Annotated in this window: 13 protein-coding genes and 1 pseudogene; 9 read left to right on the forward strand and 5 right to left on the reverse strand. The window is 73.4% G+C overall.

Features of this window, described 5'->3' with window-relative positions:
- Nucleotide 1 precedes the first annotated feature (1 nt).
- Nucleotides 2–577 carry a TetR/AcrR family transcriptional regulator gene (locus ACPPVO_RS03080; RefSeq protein ID WP_426509796.1) on the reverse strand — a complete coding sequence of 192 codons (576 nt, stop codon included), beginning with the start codon at nucleotides 575–577 and terminating at the stop codon, nucleotides 2–4.
- Nucleotides 578–695: 118 nt separating this feature from the next.
- The gene (locus tag ACPPVO_RS03085) at nucleotides 696–1,373 is read right to left on the reverse strand and encodes a Crp/Fnr family transcriptional regulator (protein WP_426509797.1); all 678 of its coding nucleotides are present in this window, start codon (nucleotides 1,371–1,373) and stop codon (nucleotides 696–698) included.
- Nucleotides 1,374–1,965: 592 nt separating this feature from the next.
- Between ACPPVO_RS03085 and ACPPVO_RS03090 the strand changes: the two genes are divergently transcribed.
- From ACPPVO_RS03090 to ACPPVO_RS03110, 5 genes are all read left to right on the forward strand, one after another.
- Nucleotides 1,966–3,183 (forward strand): CapA family protein, encoded by a 1,218-nt coding sequence (locus tag ACPPVO_RS03090; protein WP_426514508.1) that lies wholly within the window; start codon nucleotides 1,966–1,968, stop codon nucleotides 3,181–3,183.
- A gap of 455 nt (nucleotides 3,184–3,638) precedes the next feature.
- Nucleotides 3,639–4,316 (forward strand): endonuclease III, encoded by a 678-nt coding sequence (gene nth / locus ACPPVO_RS03095; protein WP_426514509.1) that lies wholly within the window; start codon nucleotides 3,639–3,641, stop codon nucleotides 4,314–4,316.
- Nucleotides 4,313–4,909 (forward strand): TlpA family protein disulfide reductase, encoded by a 597-nt coding sequence (locus ACPPVO_RS03100; protein ID WP_426509798.1) that lies wholly within the window; start codon nucleotides 4,313–4,315, stop codon nucleotides 4,907–4,909. Before nth ends, ACPPVO_RS03100 begins: the two co-directional genes overlap by 4 nt.
- A 64-nt stretch (nucleotides 4,910–4,973) precedes the next feature.
- Nucleotides 4,974–5,633, forward strand: a complete 660-nt coding sequence (locus ACPPVO_RS03105; protein WP_426509799.1) for an NUDIX hydrolase — start codon at nucleotides 4,974–4,976, stop codon at nucleotides 5,631–5,633.
- A 43-nt stretch (nucleotides 5,634–5,676) separates the two neighbouring features.
- On the forward strand, nucleotides 5,677–6,831 hold the full coding sequence (locus ACPPVO_RS03110) for a MarP family serine protease (protein ID WP_426514510.1): 1,155 nt from the start codon (nucleotides 5,677–5,679) through the stop codon (nucleotides 6,829–6,831).
- A 42-nt stretch (nucleotides 6,832–6,873) separates the two neighbouring features.
- On the opposite strand, the gene mycP is transcribed toward ACPPVO_RS03110, so the two are convergent.
- Entirely contained in the window at nucleotides 6,874–8,160 is a 1,287-nt protein-coding gene (gene mycP, locus ACPPVO_RS03115) for a type VII secretion-associated serine protease mycosin (protein WP_426509800.1), read from the reverse strand.
- Between the two features lie 532 nt (nucleotides 8,161–8,692).
- Nucleotides 8,693–12,682: a type VII secretion protein EccCa gene (eccCa, locus tag ACPPVO_RS03120; protein WP_426509801.1), complete on the reverse strand. Its 3,990-nt coding sequence runs from the start codon at nucleotides 12,680–12,682 to the stop codon at nucleotides 8,693–8,695.
- 126 nt (nucleotides 12,683–12,808) lie between these two features.
- On the opposite strand from eccCa, the gene eccD reads away from it, so the two are divergent.
- Entirely contained in the window at nucleotides 12,809–14,146 is a 1,338-nt protein-coding gene (gene eccD, locus ACPPVO_RS03125; RefSeq protein ID WP_426509802.1) for a type VII secretion integral membrane protein EccD, read from the forward strand.
- 139 nt (nucleotides 14,147–14,285) lie between these two features.
- Here the strand turns inward: eccD and ACPPVO_RS03130 are convergent, their stop codons facing one another.
- Nucleotides 14,286–14,825: an inorganic diphosphatase gene (locus ACPPVO_RS03130; RefSeq protein ID WP_426509803.1), complete on the reverse strand. Its 540-nt coding sequence runs from the start codon at nucleotides 14,823–14,825 to the stop codon at nucleotides 14,286–14,288.
- Between the two features lie 81 nt (nucleotides 14,826–14,906).
- Here ACPPVO_RS03130 and dacB point away from each other — a divergent pair, with 81 nt between their 5' ends.
- From dacB to tilS, 3 genes and pseudogenes are all read left to right on the forward strand, one after another.
- Nucleotides 14,907–16,310, forward strand: a complete 1,404-nt coding sequence (gene dacB, locus ACPPVO_RS03135) for a D-alanyl-D-alanine carboxypeptidase/D-alanyl-D-alanine endopeptidase (RefSeq protein ID WP_426509804.1) — start codon at nucleotides 14,907–14,909, stop codon at nucleotides 16,308–16,310.
- Between the two features lie 88 nt (nucleotides 16,311–16,398).
- Nucleotides 16,399–17,439, forward strand: a pseudogene (locus ACPPVO_RS03140) (zinc-dependent metalloprotease); the annotation flags it as partial.
- Between the two features lie 1,297 nt (nucleotides 17,440–18,736).
- Nucleotides 18,737–19,636, forward strand: coding sequence for a tRNA lysidine(34) synthetase TilS (gene tilS / locus ACPPVO_RS03145; RefSeq protein ID WP_426514511.1), 900 nt, complete (start codon nucleotides 18,737–18,739; stop codon nucleotides 19,634–19,636).
- Nucleotides 19,637–19,654: the final 18 nt, after the last annotated feature.

Consider the following 19,654-nt stretch of genomic DNA (forward strand, 5'->3'; position numbering starts at 1 on the left):
TTCAGATCAGCTGGGCCAGCTGGAGTTTCCAGGCCGCGAGGAGCTGGGTGCGGCGGGCGGTGTCGTCGGTGAGCAGGTTGGCCACGCCCAGCCCGCGCAGCAGGTCGAGCGTCGCCTGGACGGCCTCGCGCACGCCCGGGCGCGTCTCGTCCGCGCCGAGCACGTCGACGGTGAGCCGGTGCATCTCGCGGCCGACCCGCGCCTCCAGCGGTACGAGCGCGTCGCGCAGCTCGGCGTCGGTGCGCGCGGCGACCCAGACCTCGAGGGCGGCGACGAACAGCGGGCCGGTGAAGGCCGCCGCGAGCAGTTCGACCACCCGGTCCAGGCGCTCCTCGCGGTCGCCGGTGAGGGCGGCGGCCTCGTTGCGGATCTCCTCGGCGCGCCGCTCGGCCAGGTGCTGGACGGCGGCGAGCACCAGGGCGGCGCGGGTGGGGTAGTGGTGCAGCTGGGCGCCGCGGGAGACGCCGGCGCGCTCGGCGATGACCGTGGTGGTGGCGCCGGACCAGCCGTGCTCGTAGAGGCACTCGACGGTGGCCTCGAGCAGGCGCCGCTGAGTGACCCGGCTGCGCTCCTGCATGACTGCCAGCGTGCCGCTCCAGAAACAAACAGTCAAGACTGATTGTTTTGTGGATCGCAAAAAGCCGCCTCGCGGGCGGCCTTTTGGGGTGTCTTTGTCCTTTTGGGGGGTCTTTGTCTCAGACGCGCGCGCGGCGGGCGAGGCGCTCCGGGTCCATGATGATCACGCTCTTGCCGTCGAGGCGCAGCCAGCCGCGGGAGGCGAAGTCGGCCAGGGCCTTGTTCACCGTCTCGCGCGAGGCGCCGACGAGCTGGGCCATCTCCTCCTGCGTGAGGTCGTGGTTGACCCGCAGCACGCCGCCGTCGCGGGTACCGAAGCGGCCGGCCATCTGCAGCAGCGTCTTGGCCACGCGGCCGGGCACGTCGGTGAAGATGAGGTCGGCCAGCGAGTCGTTGGTGCGGCGCAGGCGGCGGGCCAGCACGCGCAGCAGCTGCTCGGCGATCTCCGGCCGGTTGGTCAGCCACGGGCGCAGCGCCTGCTTGCGCAGCCGGGCCAGCCGCGTGTCGAGCACGGCGGTGGCGGTCGCGGTGCGCGGGCCGGGGTCGAAGAGGGAAAGCTCGCCGACCATGTCGCTCGGGCCCATGACGGCGATGAGGTTCTGCCGGCCGTCGGCCGCGCGGCGCCCGACCTTGATCTTGCCAGACAGCACGATGTAGAGACTGTCGCCCGGCTCGCCCTCGCTGAACACGACCTCGCCCTTGCGGACGTCGATCGTCTCCATCTCCTTGGCGAGTGACTCCGCGGCGTCGGCCTCGACTCCCTGGAATATCCCGCTACGCGCCAGTACCTCGTCCATCGCGTCCACCTCTATCCGTCGGCGCGTCCTCTCCGCTGCGAAGCGATCGCGCGAACGCCAGTTTATGCATACGGTGTCGTCTTCAACGACGGTGGGCAGGTCGAGAGGGTACTGCGCGACCTGCGGCGGGGCGGTCATCCACAAGGGCGGCCCGCGGTTCGCGGGGGTGCGATATCTTCGCGTCGGACACGACCGCTCGTGCTCACTCTGAGCGCGAGCGTCGCCGAGTGGTGGAGTGGATCGCATGACGCTGTACGGCGGACCGTCCCGCTGGCCGGATGAGCAGCCGGAGCGGGGTGGGCCTGCGTCCCCTCAACCTGAGCAACCGACCGGCCCGGCCGGAGGTTACGCCCCGGGGACGGGTCGTTTCGACGGATTTGCGGCAGGCCGCAACCCGCGCCCGGATTCCGACCCCGCCCCGGAGCCCGGCTCCGGCAACGTCTGGGGCGGCGACCGCACCGGCGGGGTCTACGGCTCCCCGCCCGTCGCGCCGCTGCACGTGCCGGCCCCCGGACCGCAGCGGCGCCCCGAGGAGCTGTACGCCGCCAAGGCCTACGAGCCCGAGGAGCGCGCCGGCCGGCGCAAGCTCCCGCTGCCCGGCGAGCCCCCGCCCGTGCGCGGGACCGGCGGTGGCGGCCGGCGCACCGCGATCATCCTGGCCGCCGTGGCGGCCGTGGTCATCGGCGCCGGCACCGCGGGCGCGGCCACCTTCCTCGGCGGCGGCGACGACAAGCCCGCCGCGACCCAGGGCCCGACCCAGCAGCAGCCCCAGGCCGGCGGCGCCTCCGACGCGGGCGGCGGCGGCTCCTCCGCGCCCGCCGGCGCGGTCCCGGGCCCGGCCGAGGGCATCACGCTCAGCGCGACCGGCGACATCGTCATGGGCATGGCCCCGGGCGGGCTGCCGCCGAACAACGGCAAGGGCTTCTTCGACCCGGTGAAGCAGTACCTCGCCGCCGACTTCCAGATGGGCAACCTCGAGCAGGTGCTGACCGACGACACCGGCGTGGGCAAGTGCTCGGCCGACAACGCCGGCAAGACGTGCTTCGCCTTCCGCACCCCGCCGGCGTACGTGCAGAACCTCACCGACGCCGGCTTCAAGATGATGAACATGGCCAACAACCACGCCTACGACTTCGGCCCGGTCGGCTACAAGAACTCGCAGAAGACGCTGGACGGGGCGGGCATCAAGTACACCGGCTGGCCCGGCGACATCTCCATCGGCGAGGCCAAGGGCGTGAAGATCGCGGTGATCGGGTTCGCCTCCTACACCTGGTCGAACCTCTGCTCCGACCTCGACGCGGCGGAGAAGATCGTCAAGGAGGCCGCGACCAAGGCCGACCTCGTGGTCGTGCAGGTCCACATGGGGGCCGAGGGGTCCGACAAGACGCACGCGAAGAACGAGACCGAGATGTTCCTGGGCGAGAACCGCTGCAACCCGGTCGCGTTCACCCACCGCGTCATCGACGCCGGGGCCGACCTGGTGGTGGGGCACGGGCCGCACGTCATGCGCGCGATGGAGTTCTACAAGGGGCGGCTGATCGCGTACAGCCTCGGCAACTTCGCGGGCTACAAGGCGCTGTCCTACAACGGGACGGTCGGCATCGGCGGCGTGCTCAAGGTGACGCTGCGCGGCGACGGTACGTGGAAGGGCGGATCGCTCAGCGCTACGTACATGGTCGCGCCGGGCCTGCCCAAGCCGGACCCGAAGAAGCAGGCCATCCCGTTCGTGTCGAACCTGAGCAAGCAGGACTTCCCCAAGACGGGCGCGGTGATCGGCCAGGACGGCGCGATCACGCAGCCGGCGGCGTAGCGCGGTTGTCGGGCGCGCCGCGCCCGCTCGGCTCTTTCCGCGGCCGCCGGCTGCGGTCGATAAGTCGGGCGCTCCGCGCTGGCCGCCCGCTCGGCTCTTTCGGCGGCCGTCGGTTGCGCTCGGTTAGGTCGGCGCTTTGCGCCGGGTGCTCCACTCCGCGGCCGCCCGCTCGGCTCCTTCGGCGGCCGTCGGTTGCGCTCGGTTAGGTCGGCGCTTTGCGCCGGGCGCTCTACTCCGCGGCCGCCCGCTCGGCTCCTTCGGCGGCCGTCGGTTGTGCGCGATAAGTCGGGCGCTCCGCGCCGCGACTTATCGGATTTTTCGTATATGCCGGGTTCTCGGTTCCGCCACTTGGCCGGTGGCGGGGTCGCTCGATCGGTGCCGTCCGGCGGGCGACGTATTGTCGTTGCGTGACCGAGACCGAGACCGCGTTGGCGTTGAAGCGGCGGGCGCGGCGGATGGGGCGCGCCCTGGCGACGATCCACCCCGACGCGCACTGCGAGCTCGACTTCACCAGCCCGCTCGAGCTCGCCGTCGCCACGATCCTGTCCGCGCAGTGCACGGACGAGCGGGTCAACCAGGTGACGCCGAAGCTGTTCGCGCAGTACCCGGACGCCGCCGCGTACGCCGGGGCCGACCCGATCGAGATGCAGGAGCTCATCAAGCCGACCGGCTTCTTCCGCAACAAGACCGACTCGCTGATCGGGCTCGGGCAGGCGCTGGTGGAGCGGCACGACGGTGAGGTACCGGGGACGCTGAACGAGCTCGTCGCGCTGCCCGGGATCGGGCGCAAGACCGCCAACGTCGTCCTCGGCAACGCCTTCGACGTGCCCGGAATCACGGTCGACACCCACTTCCAGCGCCTGGTCCACCGCTGGCAGTGGACCGACGAGACCGACCCGGTGAAGATCGAGTTCGCCATCGCGGTGCTGTTCGCGCCGCGGGACTGGACGATGCTCTCGCACCGCGTGATCTTCCACGGCCGCCGCGTCTGCCACGCGCGCAAGCCGGCCTGCGGGGCGTGCACGCTGCGGCGGGACTGCCCGTCGTACGGCCTGGGGCCGACCGAGGTCGAGGTGGCCGTCAAGCTGCTCAAGGGGCCCCGCGCCGCCGAGCTCGCGGAGCTGGTCCTGTGAGGCGTCTCCTCGGGCTGGCCGCGCTGTTCACCGTGGTCGCGGCGCTCGCGGCCTGCACCGCCGACGTCCGGCCGCCGGCCGAGCCCGCGACCGCGACAGGTGGCCCGCGCTGCATCGAGCGGGCGGGGGCGTCGGGCTCAGGGGGTACCGAATCCGGCCCTGCTCTTCCGGCCATGGCGCTGCCCTGCTTCGCGGGCGGGCGGTTCATCGACGTGGCCGACCTCGGCGGCGCGCCGACGATTGTGAACCTGTGGGCCTCGTGGTGCGGGCCGTGCCGGGAGGAGCTGCCGGCGCTCGAGAAGGTCGCGGCGGCGGGCCGGGTGCGCGTGGTCGGCATCGTCACCAAGGACCGCCACGACCAGGCCGGGTCCGTGATCGACGAGCTGAAGCTGACGTTCCCGATGCTGGAGGACCCGCAGCAGCAGTTCGCGCTCGCGGCGAGCCCGCTCGTGAACCGGTCGCTGGCCTCCACACTGCCGGCGACGCTGTTCGTCACGCCGGGTGGCCGCATCGCCTACGCCTACCAGGGGCCGGCGCTGACCGAGGCGAAAGTGCAGGAGCTGAGTCTTCGGTACCTGGGGGTGGCGGGGTGACCGCGCACGACCTGCCGGCCTGGTTCGAGCCGCTGCTGAGCCGGCGGTACCTGGGGGTGGCGGCGTGACCGCGCACGACCTGCCGGCCTGGTTCGAGCCGCTGCTGAGCAACATCCGCTCGGCCGACGCTTCCGACTTCACGCGGCTGCCCACGCCCGACGGGGAGGGGCAGCGGCAGAGCGCGGTGCTCGTGCTCTTCGGCGAGGACCCGGTCACCGGGCCCGACATCCTGGTACTCCAGCGCGCCGCGACCATGCGCAACCACGCCGGGCAGCCCGCATTCCCCGGCGGCGCGGTCGACCCGGGCGACGCCGACACGGTCGCGTGCGCGCTGCGCGAGGCCGAGGAGGAGGTCGGCCTGGACCCGAGCACGGTCGAGGTCGTCGCGACCCTGCCGACGCTGTGGATCCCGGTGAGCAACTTCCTCGTCACGCCGGTGGTCGCCTGGTGGCGTTCGCCGCACCCGGTCGGCCCGGCCGATCCGCGCGAGGTGGCCCGCGTCGAGCGCCTGCCCATTCGTGAACTGGTCGATCCCGCGCACCGGCTACGACTGCGGCACCCGAGCGGGTGGATCGGCCCGGCGTTTCGGATACACGACATGTTGGTGTGGGGCTTCACCGCCGGCGTGCTGTCTACGCTGCTGGAACTCGGCGGTTGGGCGGTCGAGTGGCCAACTGGCCGGGTTGAGGAACTGCCGACACCTGGTGCCGCACCTGTACGTTGAATGCGTGTCTGGCAGCGTGATCGATATCGTCCTTCTGCTCCTCATGGTGATGTTCGCAATCAACGGATATCGCCAGGGGTTCCTTGTTGGTCTGCTGTCATTCGTCGGCTTCTTCGGCGGCGCGCTGCTCGGTCTGCAGCTCGGCCCGCTGCTCGCCGAGCACTTCTTCACCTCCGACCAGGCCCGTGTGGTCATGTCGCTCTCGGCGGTCTTCGGCCTCGCGGTCGCCGGCCAGGCCCTCGCGAGTTTCGTGGGCAACCGGCTACGCAACGCGATCGTCAGCCGCAACGCGCAGGCTGTCGACAACGCGGGCGGCGCCGTGGTCTCGGTCGTCGCCGTGCTGCTCGTGGTCTGGCTCGTCGCCGCGCCGCTGAGCGCGTCGTCGCTGCCGTGGCTCGCCCGCGCGGTCAGCAACTCGATAATCCTGAACGTGGTCGACAAGGCGATGCCGGCCCAGGCCGACGCGCTCTCCGAGGCGCTGCGTGAAACCGTTGACACCCGCGGCTTCCCGGACGTGTTCGACGGGCTCTCGCCGACCCGCGTCAAGGAGGTCTCCCCGCCGGACCCGAAGCTCGCCGGCTCGGAGCTGGTCAAGAATTCCAAGAAGTCCGTGGTCAAGGTGCTCGGCCAGGCGCCCTCCTGCTCCCGGCGCATCGAGGGCTCCGGCTTCGTGTACTCGCAGAACCGCGTCATGACCAACGCCCACGTCGTGGCCGGCACCAAGACCGTGAGCGTGCTCGTCGACGGCTCCTCGCGACCGCTGCCGGCGACAGTGGTCGCCTACGACCCGGACCGCGACATCGCCGTCCTGTACGTCAAGAACCTCAACGCCCCGGTCATGCCCTTCGCCGCGAAGAAGGCCGACTCGAACGACGACGCGATCGTGCTCGGGTACCCGCTGGACGGGCCGTACGACGCGCAGTCCGCCCGCATCCGCGACCACCGCAACATCACCGGCCCGAACATCTACGAGGACGGCAAGGTCTCGCGCGAGATCTACACGATTCGCGCGCTGGTCCGCTCCGGCAACTCGGGCGGGCCGCTGCTCTCCACGAACGGCGAGGTGCTCGGCATCATCTTCGCCGCGGCGGCCGACGATCCGCAGACGGGCTTCGCGGTGACGGCGGACGAGGCGTCGTCGGTGGCCGAGGCGGGGCGGCAGCACACGGACCCGACTCAGACGGGCAAGTGCGCCTAGCTCGCTTCATGTACGGCTTGCTTGATCGCACCCGGTTCGTCGCTATAGGCGGGTGGAGTGTCTTGCTCGCCGACGGTGATGGAGCAGGACCCCTGACGCGCCGACGACGAGGATCAGCAGCGTCGCCGTGAGCCCGGCGACCGCGCTGAGCTCGGTGCGCGCGTCGCCGGCCATCTGCCGCAGCTCCGGCTCCTCGGACGTACTCGGCATCGGCGCCGCACCGCCCGGTCGCAGCGGCTCGCCCTGGTCGGCCTCGGCGTCCCCGACCGGCCCGGGCTCCGTCGCGCCGTCCGCGAGCGGGTTGGTCGCCACCTCGCCGACGCTGGACCGCAGCGCCGCGACCGGGTCGACCTCGCCGTAGCCGAACTGGTCGTCACGCCCCTTCGCCCCGAGGTCCCTGGCCGTGCCGATCAGCCGGTTGATGACGTTCGCCGCGCTCATCTTCGGGAACCTGGCCCGCACGAGCGAGGCCGCCCCCGCAACCAGCGGAGCGGCGAAGCTAGTGCCCTGCACCTGCCAGTACCCGCCGCCGGGCTTCGCCCCGGTGAGCCCCACCGCGGGCGCGGTGAGCACCGTCTCGGGCCCGGTGAGCGACCCGGACCAGAGCGCCTCCGCCTTCGACGTCGGCGCCTTGGCCCCGAGCCCGGCCACCGCGATGACCCCGGGCTCCCGCGCCGGATACCAGACCTGATGGATCGACCGGTCGGTAGCGATATTGCCGGTACAGGCGACGACCACGACATCGTGCGCCGCCGCGTACCGCAGCGCGTCAGCGATCGCCTCACTGCGCAGCGCCCCGCCCAGCGACAGGTTGATCACCGTCGCCCGGTGGTCCACCGCCCACCGCACCGCCTGCGCCACGACGCTCGGATCGTCGTACTTGTTGGCCTTGTCCAGCACCCGGATCGGCAGGATCTTGGCCCCGGGCGCGATGCCCTCGGCCCCCGAACTGTCCTTGTTACTGCCCGCGATCAGCGCCGCCACGGTCGTACCGTGCCCGACCGGATCGACCTTCCCCTCGTCCCCGGCCGCCCGGTCGACGAGGTCGATGCCGGGCAGCACCTGCCCCACGAGGTCAGGATGCGACGCGTCCACCCCACTGTCGATGACTGCGACGATCACGCCCTTGCCGGTGGACACCTTCCAGGCGTCCCGGGCGTCGAGCGCGCTGAGCTGCCACTGCTCGCTGCGAGCCTCGTCCGCCCAGGCCGCCGCCCCCGGCGCGACCGCGACGCCAACCCCCACCGCACAGGCGAGCGCCGCCGACAGCCCCAGAGCGAGGACACGGCCGGCGGCGCGGGCGATGGAGGTGTGCGCGATGGAGCCCATTCTGGACTGTGCCGCCCGGGTCTGTCAGGACTCTCGCCACACCTAGCCGAAAGGTGTTCCCGCCCGCGTAGCCCACCAATCACGCCCGCGCACCCGACGGCGGTCCCTTCCGACCGTTGCGACCATTCGCCCGACCGCCTCTGACCTCGGCCACCGAAGCGCTTCGAATCGCGCCACACACTCCGAGCTCCGGTTCGACGGAGACCTCGGCGAGCGACGGGCTCCGGCCGCCCCGCCTCGGCTGAGGTGTTTGTCGGGCGGCAGCCTCCGGCCGGGTCTCGGTTGGGCTGAGGCGCTGACGGCGGTGGACTCCGGCCGGTCGAGGGTGACTGGGCCTGACCGCTCGGCATCCGGCCACACAGCACTGGGCGACCCTCGTTCCAGAGCGCGTGACTGTGTTGCAGCGCAGCCGGGAGTGCCGGCGTGCACGGCAGCGGCACTTGTGCGTGGTGCGTTGGGCTGCCGCGGCGAATCGCAGGACTCCGCGGCAGGTGAGCTGGCGGCGCGGCGGGGTGGATCGGGGTGGCGCGAGTCAGGTGGCGGGGCAGTCGGCGATCTGGATCAGGGTGCCGCTCTCCTTTCTCGTGACCAGCTGGGCGCGGCCCGGCGGCAGGGTGGCGAAGCGCACCTTGCCCAAGGCCAGGCTCTCCTCCCGGTCGCCCGACATGAGCAGGACCGGCGACGCCAGCTCGCGCAGGCGCTGGAGGACCGGCTCGAACAGGGCGCGGCCCACCCCACCGCTGTGGCGGGCGACGATCAGGTGCAGGCCGATGTCGCGGGCCTGGGCGAGGTACGGCAGGAGCGCCGCCAGAGGATTCCCCGCCGCGGTCGGCACCAGGTCGTAGTCGTCGACCAGGACGAAGCACTGCGGCCCCGTCCACCAGGAGCGGCGGCGCAGCTGGTCCTCGGTCACGTCCGGTCCGGGCAGGCGCCGCTGCATGTAGTCGGCGACCGAGCCGATGAGGTCCACGGTCTGTTGCGTCCCGGTCCCGTACCCGATCAGATGCTCCGTCCGCACCGCCCCGAGCAGGCTCCGCCGGTGGTCGATCAGCACGATCCGCGCCTGCTCCGGCGTGAACCGCGTGCTGATCGAGGTCGCGAGCCCGCGCAGCAGGGTCGACTTGCCGCACTCGGCGTCGCCGAAGGCCAGCAGGTGCGGCTCGCCCGCGAAGTCGATGCGCACCGGTAGGAGGTTGGACTCGTCGATGCCGATCGGCAGCGCGAGCGGGTTCTGCGGGTCGGCGTCGTCCGCGATCGCCGCGAACGGTACCGACGCGGGCAGCATCCGCACCGGCCGCGCCCGCGCGCCGGTCCAGGCGGAGGCGACCGCCGTCACCAGCTCGCCGGGCTCGCCCCCGTTCAGCTGCGGCTGGGCCACGAGCAGGTGCAGACCCTCCGGCGTGATCCCGCGCCCCGGCGCCTCGTCCGGCACGCCCGCGGCCGCCTTGCGCGGGGCGATCGAGTCCGCGCCGTCGCCGAGGCGCAGCTCGATCCGCGCGCCGAGCAGGTCGCGGAAGTTGGAGCGCAGGTCCATCCAGCGCGGGGCGGAGACGATCACGTGGATGCCGTAGGCCAGCCCGCGCGCCGCGATGTCGTACAGCACCGTCGCGAGCTCCTCGTAGTCGTTCCGCAGGCTCACCCAGCCGTCGACGACCAGGAACACGTCACCCCAGCCGTCGTCGGGGCTCCCGGCGCCGCCGGCCGCGCGCCGTCGCCGGTAGGTGGGCATGCCGTCGATCCCGGCCGCGGTGAACTGCTGCTCGCGCGCGGCGAGCAGGCCCGCGACCTCGCCGACCGTGCGCCGGACCCGGTTGGTGTCCAGGCGCCCCGCGACGCCGCCGACGTGGGGCAGCTCGCGCAGGCCGGCGAGCTGGCCGCCGCCGAAGTCCAGGCAGTACACCTGGATCTCGACCGGTGTGTGGGTGAGGGCCAGGGTCATGACGAGCGTGCGCAGGGCCACCGACTTGCCGCTGCGCGGGCCGCCGACCACGGCGACGTGGCCCTGGGCACCGTCGAGCCGGAACCACAGCACGTCGCGGCGCTGCTCGAGCGGGTTGTCGACGAGCGCGACCGGCAGGTGCAGGGCCCCGTGCAGCTGCGGGTTGGCGACGGTCAGCCCGCGCGCCGGGTCCGCGGCCAGCGGGCCGAGCAGGTCGTCCAGCGGCGCGGCGGCGGCCAGCGGCGGCAGCCACACCTGGTGCGCGGGCACGCCCCGCCCGGCGAGCCGGTCGACGACGATGTCGAGCAGGCTCTCGCCCTCGGGCGCCTCGGCCGGCTCCAGGTCGGGCCTCGGGGCCGTCGGCGCGGGCACGTACTGCGTGCCGTACCGCATCACCCGCGCCGGCCCCTCGCCGTGGGACACCGCCGCGATCCGGCCCGCCCGCCGCCAGCGCCCGCCGACGTAGGCGCCCTTGAACCGGGTCAGCGGCTCGGTGCCGGACTTGAGGATGCCGTGCCCGCCGGGCTTGCCCGGCAGCTCGTACGCGTCCGGCACCCCCAGCACCGTGCGCGACTCGAGCGACGTGAAGGTGCGCAGGCCGATGCGGTACGACAGGTGCGTGTCCAGACCTCGCAGCCGCCCCTCCTCCAGCCGCTGTGAGGCGAGCAGCAGGTGGATGCCCAGCGACCGGCCGACCCGCCCGATCTGCACGAACAGGTCGATGAACTCGGGCTTGGCCTCCAGCAGCTCGCTGAACTCGTCGACGACGACCATCAGGCTCGGCAGCGGCGCCAGCGGGGCGCCCCCGGCCCGGGCCCGCTCGTAGTCGCGGACCGAGTCGTAGTCGCCCGAGCGGCGCAGCACCTCCTGGCGGCGGATCACCTCGCCGGTGATCGCGTCGGTCATGCGGTCGACGAGCAGCAGCTCCGAGCGCAGGTTGGAGATGAACGCGGCCACGTGCGGCAGCCGGTCCATCCGGGCGAAGGTCGCGCCGCCCTTGTAGTCGATGAGCACGAAGTTGAGCGTCTCGGACGAGTGCGTCGCGGCGAGGCCGAGCACCAGCGTGCGCAGCAGCTCCGACTTCCCGGAGCCGGTCGCCCCGATGAGCAGCCCGTGCGGGCCCATCCCGTCCTCGGCCGACTCCTTGAGGTCGAGGTCGACCGGCTGGCCCTGCGGCCCGACGCCGATCGAGATCCGCAGCCGGTCGCGGTGCGGCCGCGGCGCCCACGTCTCGGCGATGTCCAGGCGCTCCGGGTCGCCGATGCCCAGCAGGGCCGGGAAGTCGAGGTCGATGCGGGCCTCGCGGCCGTCGCCGCCCTGCTGGTCGGGGCCGGCCGCGACCGCCGGCCGCAGCGGCGCCAGCAGCCGGGCGATCGCCTCGGCCTCGGCGAGGTCGAGCGCGTCGAGGACCCCGATCGGCGGCTGCGGCTCGGCGATGTCGTTGTCGGCGGTGATCGTGGTGAGCCGGCCGCCGGCCGCCTCGAGGACGATCGCGGACCGGTCGAGCAGCCGCGGCGGCTCCCGGTCGAGGTCGATCAGGGTCACGCCGTCGATGCCGCCGTCGGTGCCCAGGTGGGCACTGCCGGACAGGTCGCCGCCGTCGAGCACCACCACGATGTGGGGCGCGGCCGGCGGACCGTCCCGCTCGGCGTCGAACCGGCCGCGGCTGCGGAGCAGGTCGTCGAGGCGCTGCTCCAGCTCCTTGGCGGTCCCGGCGACGAGGCGCACCGGCCCGAGCGCGTCGGTGCGCGTGGGGTGCAGGGCGTGGGGCAGCCACTTCGCCCACTCCCACCACTCGCGCCGGTCGGGCCCGGCGCAGACCGCGACGAGCAGGTCGCCGGGGGCGTGGAACACCGTGAGCTGGGCCAGGATCGCCCGCGTCAGCGCTCGTGCCGGATCGTGCTCGCCGATGAGCCCGGGTCCGGAGCCGGCGCGCAGGTGGATGCGGGCGAAGCTGCGCAGCGAGACGGCCACCGGCAGGTCGGGGACCACCGAGTAGGTGTCCAGGAACCGCCGCAGCGCGGCCGCGGTCATCGGCTCCAGGTCGTCCAGTGGGCGGGTCGCCGGCGGGACCAGCGGGGTGGCCAGCGTCTGCGGCCCGGTGGCGACGCGCACGATGGCGAAGTCGCCGTCGCTCACCCGTCGCTCCCACAGGCGGTAGCTGTCCACCGACGACCAGAGCGAGTGCGGGTCGGGGTGGCGGTAGTGCAGTCCGGTGCGCTGCCGGGTCGCCGTCGCGCGGACCTGGCGGCGCAGGTCGGCGAGGTGGCGCAGGTACTCCCGGCGGGCCGCGATCATCTCCGCCTTCTTCGGCGAGCCGGCACCGGTCGACGTGAAGAGCATGCCGAGCGTGGAGAAGCCGAAGATGGCGCCTATGACATAGGAGTAGGTCCCGCCGTCGCGCCCGGCGAACAGCAGGGCCGTCGCGATGGTGCCGGTCAGCATCGGCACCACCTGGATCACCTGCTGCCATCGCGAGGCCGGGGCCGGCGGGATCTCCGGCGGCGCCGGCACGACGACCTCCCCGCTCGGGATGTCCGGAGCGGGTCGGCGCGGGGATTGCTTCACGACGACCGTGGTCACGCCGGGAACTCTAAGTGAGGGGTACGACACTTTTCGCCCCCGTCCCATCGATCGTAACGACTTCGTCACGCTGTGGAGTCGCCGCGCGCACCGGCCCCCCGCGCCGCCAGGGATCGTGATAGTTCTATGGCCATGGCAGCTGCCGCGGCCGGTCTGGCCCGCATCACGATCAACGCGCCCCAGCGGCGCGTCGATGTTGCGGTGCCTGATGCGGTACCACTGGCAGAACTGCTTCCCGAGCTCCTGCGGCACGCGGGCACCGGGCTTGCCGACGACGGCGAGCGGCACGGCGGCTGGCTCCTGCGGCGGCCCGACGGCACCACGCTGTCGGCCGCCGCCGGGCTCGCCGGGCAGGGCGTGCGCGACGGCGCCGTGCTGCATCTGGTGCCGGCCCGCACCGGCTGGCCCGAGCTGGAGTACGACGACGTGGTCGAGGCGATCGCGGTGGGCGCCCGGCGCCAGGGCGTGCCGTGGAGCCCGGCCGCGACCCGGGCGACCGCGATCGGGGTCGCGGGCGCCGGCCTGCTCGTCGCGCTCGTCGCGATCATGCGGGCCGACCTGCCGCCGGTCGCCGCGGCGGTCGCGGTCGGGCTGGTGCTGGCGGGGATCGCGGCGTCGCGGGCGTACGGTGACGCGCTGGTCGGCGCGATCCTGGCCGCCTACGCCCTGCCGTTCGCGGCCGCCGGCGGCTGGCTGGCGGCGCCCGAGCCCGCGACCGCGGCGGCCCGCACGCTGCTCGGGGCCGTGGCGCTCCTGCTCGCCGCACTCGTTGCCGCCGCCGGCGTCGCCCACCTGCTGCGGCTGTTCGTGGCCGGCGCGACCGCCGGCGTGCTCGGCTCGCTCGCCGGGCTGCTCGCCACCGCGACCCGCCCGGCGGCCGCGGCGGCGGTGCTGCTCGCCCTACTCGTGGCGGGCGTGGCCGGGCTGCCGCTGCTGGCCATCCGGCTCGGCAAGCTGCCCATGCCGATCGTGGCCACGCCGGCCGACCTGTCGCCGGGTGGGCGCGCATCGGCGGCGGACCGGGCCCGGATCTTCGCGGCCGTCGCGCGTACCGACGAGATGCTCACCGGGATGCTGTTCGGGTTCGCGGCCTCGGGGGTGGGCGGGTCGCTGGTGCTCGCCCGGTCCGGGGACGTCTCCGGGGCCGTGCTCGTCGCGGTGGCCGCGGCCGCGCTGCTGCTGCGGGCCCGCACGTTCCTGACCGTGCGGCAACGGTTGCCGCTGATCGTGGCCGGGGTGGCGGGTTTCGGCCTGCTCGCGCTGTTCGTCCGGTTCGACGTGCGGATCGTGGCGGCGGTGGTACCCGTGGTCGCGTTCGTTGTCGCGGTGGCGGGGGTGCGTGCGGCGGTTCGGCCGGTGTCGCCGTACACGGGGCGGGCGGCGGATCTGCTCGACACCTTGTGCGTGGTGGCCGTTGTGCCGCTCGCGTGCGCGGTGCTGGGCTTGTACGGCCTGTTCGGTTGACCGAGCGCGCTGAACGGGGCTCCGCGAGGCCATTTGGCTGGGTGCGAAATGTGGGCTTTTGGCGGTACCGATAAATCGGCTTTTCAATGCGAAAGCGCCCGGCGGACTGCAAACCGGGCGCTCGCGGGGGGTTCGTTGGTCAGTAGAGCGGGCGGGCGATCGGGGCTACGCCCGGGTCGTGGTACGTGCCCTCGGCGATCGCCTCGGTGTAGCGGCGGCGGGACTCCTCGATCTCCGCCTCCGCCTCGACGCGGCCGACCCAGGTGGCGCCCTCGACGCTCTTGCCGGGCTCCAGGTCCTTGTACACCTCGAAGAAGTGCTGGATCTCGAGGCGGTCGAACTCGCCCAGGTGGTGGATGTCCCGCAGGTGCTCCAGGCGGGGGTCGTCGGCCGGGACGCACAGGACCTTGTCGTCGCCGCCCTTTTCGTCGGTCATGCGGAACATGCCGATCGCCCGGGAGCGGATCAGGCAACCCGGGAACGTCGGGGACTGCACGAGCACGAGCGCGTCCAGCGGGTCCTCGTCCTGGCCGAGTGTGCCCTCGATGTAGCCGTAGTCCGCCGGGTACTGCGTGGACGTGAACAGCGTCCGGTCCAGCCGGATCCGGCCGGTCGCGTGGTCAACCTCGTACTTGTTGCGCTGACCCTTGGGGATTTCGACCGTGACGTCGAAGTCCATCTGACGACTCCTCACCCTCGCACCGCTGCGCCGACCACTAGTCTCGCGTACGGCACGGCGGGGCGATACGGGGAGGGTCAGATGGCGAGGGAAACACCACAGCGGGGCGGCCGGGCCGGCTTGATCGCCGCCGCCGTCGCGCTGGTCGTGGCGCTCGGCGCGGCCCTGGGCTCGGTTTTCGCGGGTACCGAGATCGTCAACGGGCTCGGCCTGGCCGGCGGGCAGAAGACGCACTGGACCGGCGGGACGGAGCCGGCCGCGCCGCCGCCGGTGCTCGCCGCGATGGACTCGCAGGCCCCGATGCCGAGTGAAGGCGGTGTCACCTCGGCGCTGAAGCCGCTGCTGACCGTGCCTCAGCTCGGGCCGCACATCACCGCGTCGGTCGTGGATGTCTCGACCGGGCAGACGGTGTACTCCTCCGAGCCCGACGCCGCGATGACCCCCGCCTCGACCACCAAGCTCGTGACCGCGGCGGCGGCGCTGGCGGCGCGCGGGCCCGCGTACCGGATCGCGACCAGGGTCGTCGCGGGCGCCCAGCCCGGCGAGGTCGTCCTCGTGGCCGGCGGCGACCCGACGCTCGCGGTCTTCCCGACGTCGTACTACCCCGGCGCGGCCCGCATCGACGACCTCGCCAAGCAGGTGAAGGAGGCGCTGGGCGGTCAGGCGCCGACGAAGGTGATCTACGACGTGAGCATCTACACCGGCTCCGGCATCGGGCCGGGCTGGGACGCCGACGCGACCACCGGCGGGTCCGGCGCCGTGATGACGCCGATCATGACCGAGGGCGGGCGGCAGAAGCAGCTGAAGTACGCGCAGCGGTACCCGAAGCCCGACCTGCAGGCGGCCCAGGCCTTCGCGAGCGCGCTCGGGGTACCGGCGAATGCTGTAACGGCCGGCAACGCCGCGCAGGGCGCGAAAGAGCTCGGCAAGGTGGAGTCCGCACCCATGTCGCGCATGGTCGAGTTCATGCTGCAGGAGAGCGACAACGTGCTCGCCGACGCGCTCGCGCGCCAGGTGGCGCTGGCCAAGAACCAGCCCGCCTCGTTCGAGGGCGGGGCGGCGGCCACGAAGAGCGTGCTGGAGGAGCTCGGGCTGCCGGTCACCGGCTTCGGCCTGGCCGACGGCAGCGGCTTCTCGCGCAACGACCGGCTCTCCCCGGCCCTGCTCACGGCCGTGCTGGCGATGGCCGCGCGGGCGGACCGGGCCGACCTGCACTCGATCTTCAGCGGGCTGCCCGTCGCCGCGTACTCCGGGACGCTCACCCTCCGCTTCCTCAAGCCCGACCAGGGCGGGGCGGCCGCCGGGCTGGTGCGCGCGAAGACCGGCACGCTGACCGGGGTCAACTCGCTGGCCGGCGTCGTGGTGGACGCCGACGGGCGGACGCTCGCGTTCGCGTTCATGGCCGACCAGACCACGAACGCCGACCAGGCGGTCGTCGCCCTTGACAGAGTTGCCGCAGCTCTTGCCGCATGCGGGTGCCGCTGAGCAGTGCCGCGGTCACGCTGCGTCGATCAGGGTGCACTCAGGGTTCGCAGCTCCCGCGGCGGTGGCCCGGCGCGGGTACGGTTGGTCCATGGCGCAGTTCGTCGATTGGGATCTGGCCGCAGCAACCGCCGCGGCGCTGGGCAAGAGCGGCCCCGCGGTTTCGTACGAGGCAGCCGCGGACGCCGTCACCGACCTGCGTGGCCTAGCTGAAGAGGCCTCCGGGCACGTCACCGAGTTCACCGGCCTGAAGGCCATGATCCAGGGCCCGCCCGTGCGCGTCGTCGACCGCCGCGACTGGGCCGCCACCAACATCGTGGGGCTGCGCGAGGTCATCCAGCCGCTGGCCGAGCGGCTCGCGGGCGGCAAGCCACCGGGCGCCATCGTCGGGGCCATCGGCTCGCGGTTCACGGGCGTGCAGGCCGGAACGGTGCTGGCATACCTGTCCGGCAAGGTTCTCGGGCAGTACGAGGTCTTCTCCGCCGACCCGGGCCAGCTGCTGCTCGTCGCGCCGAACATCGTCGAGGCCGAGCGCAAGCTGGGCGCCGACTCGCGCGACTTCCGGCTCTGGGTGTGCCTGCACGAGGTCACCCACCGCGTGCAGTTCACGGCTGTGCCGTGGATGCGGGGGTACTTCCTGGGAGAGGTCGGCGCCTTCGTCGACGCGTCCCAGCTCAACCAGGACCAGCTCGCGGAGCGCGTACGCCGCGGCGTGAGCGCGCTCGCCGACGTGGTCCGCGACCCCGACAGCCGCGTCTCGGTGCTGGACCTCGTCCAGACGCCGGGCCAGAAGGCGGTGCTCGACCGCCTCACCGCGCTCATGACCGTCCTCGAGGGCCACGCCGAGTTCGTGATGGACGGCGTCGGCCCCGACGTGGTGCCGACGGTCGAGGAGATCCGCTCCAAGTTCAACCGCCGCCGCGAGGCCGGCAACCCGCTCGACCGCGTCCTGCGCAAGCTGCTGGGCGTCGACGTGAAGATGCGGCAGTACGCGGAGGGCCGCAAGTTCGTCCACGCCGTCGTCGAGCGCGTGGGCATGCAGAGCTTCAACCGCATCTGGCAGTCGCCGCTGACCATCCCGCGCCTCAACGAGCTCGGCGACCCCGACGCCTGGATCGTGCGCGTCCTGGGGGCGAGCGCGCTGAGCCGCTCGGTCGCCGTGACGCCGTCGGCCTCGCTCGCGGCCCCGATGCCGGGCGCGTCGTCGAGCGTCGAGGAGCCGCCGGCACCGGTGCCGACGGTGCCCGAGCCGCTGGAGGAGGCCCCGGCGGAGGCGGGCGTCGCGGAGCCGACCGAGGTGGCGGGCCTGACCCCGGAGGAGTCCACGGCTGTGGTGGCTCCCTTGGTTGTACCGCAAGAGGCTTCCGAGTCCGAGCCGTCCCCCGCCGCGACCTCGGACGCGGTCTCTTCGGACAGCGACGATTCGGCCTCTGACGCTGGGTCGGCCGCGGTGTCTTCGGACAGCGACGATTCGGCCTCTGATGCTGGGTCGGCCGCGGTGTCTTCGGACAGCGACGATTCGGACGGGGACGAGCCGGCCGAGATCGAGCCGGGTGCAGCGGCGGAGACGACTACCGGGCATGCGGGGGAGGCACCGGAGCCGATCGGCGCCTTCGAGCCGGGCGAGGCCATGGGCGTCGCCGAGACCTCGGACCCGGAGGTGGCGGAGCACCTGACCGACACCGGCCCGACCCCGGTCACCGACACGGCCCCGGCCGACGAAGACGACCAGGGGCCGACCAGGCCCGCCGGCAGCGCCTGATCGGGTGGGGGCGCTGGCACCGGCGGTTGCCGCCGTACGCAATGCGGTGCGGCGCAGCCTTTCGGGCTCCGGCGTCCCCGATCCCGGCGAGTTGACTCCGGGCTCCCGGTCCGCGACGTCCGCGGGTTCCCCGCGGGCCCTGTCCTCGGCCACGGCGATGGCCGCCCAGGACCACTCGCCGCCGGCCGGGAGCCCGGCTACCGCCGACTCGGTGCCTGTTTTCGACGCCGAGGACGGCGCTTTGTCGCGTCGCGCCGCCGGAGCGCTGCCGGGCGGTAGGTCGCAGCCGGGCGGCGGGGCGCAGGGCGGCGGACCGCGCTCGGGCGGTGAGGCGCGCTCGGGCGGCGGGGCGCAGGGCGGCGGACCGCGCTCGGGCGGTGAGGCGCGCTCGGGCGGCGGGGCGCTGGGCGGCGGACCGCGCTCGGGTCGTGAGGTCGAGGGCGGCGGGCCGTCGATCGTTTCCGGACCGGCGGACCGTGAGGTCGAGGGCGGCGGATCGCGCTCGGGCGGTGAGGCGCAGGGCGGCGGATCGCGCTCCGGCGGTGAGGTCGAGGGCGGCGGGCCGGCGAGCGGTTCCGGACCGGCGGATGCGCAGGATGGCGCCGGTGGGGTCGGGGCGCTGCGGATCGGCGGGGAGTTCGCCGGTGCCGGGGTTGCCGCTGGGGACATGGTGCTCGTGGCCTGCTCCGGTGGGGCGGACTCGTTGGCGCTGGCGGCGGCGGCGTTGTTCGTTTCGCGGCGGATGGGGGTTCGCTGCGGGTTCGTGACCATCGACCACGGGCTGCAGGACGGGTCCGGGGAGCGGGCCGCGGACCTGGCGGACTGGGCGCTCGATCGCGGGTTTGCGCCAGTGCAGGTGCGTACGGTGCGGGTCGGGGGCGGCGGGGGGCCCGAGGCCGCGGCCCGGGAGGCGCGGTATTCGGCGCTCGCGGCGGCGGCCGTCGAGCTCGGGGCGGCGATGGTGCTGCTGGGGCATACGCGGGACGATCAGGCGGAGACGGTACTGCTGGCATTGGCTCGTGGGTCCGGGCCGCGCGGGCTGGCGGGCATGCCCGAGCGGCGGGTGCGCAACGGGGTGCTCTTCGTTCGGCCGCTGCTCGATGTCGGGCGGGCCGAGACCCGGGCGGCCTGTGAGGCCGAGGGGCTTCCGGTTTGGGAGGACCCGCACAACGTCGATTCGGCCTTTGCGCGGTCTCGGCTGCGGCCGTTGGTGGCCGCGCTCGGTGACGGTGTTGTCGGCAACCTTGCCCGGACCGCGCGGCTCGTGGGGGCGGACTCCGCGTATCTCGACGGGCTGGCCGCCGAGGCGCTGGCGCGCGCGCTCGACGAGCGGGGTGGGCTGGCGGTCGGCGAGGTGGAGCGGATGCCCGGGCCGATCCGTACGCGGGTGTTGCACGCCTGGGCGCTGCGACTCGGGGCGCCGGGGACGGATCTTTCGCACCGGCACGTCGATGCGCTCGACGCTCTGGTCGTGCGGTGGCATGGGCAGGGGGCGGTCGCGCTGCCCGGTGGACTGTTCGTGTCGCGAGCGGGCGCGGCGCTGAGGGGTGTCGGCGGCGCCGGTTAGGTGATCTGCTGCTTGGGT

Source organism: Dactylosporangium sp. McL0621 (assembly GCF_049995355.1).
Taxonomy (GTDB): Bacteria; Actinomycetota; Actinomycetes; order Mycobacteriales; family Micromonosporaceae; genus Dactylosporangium.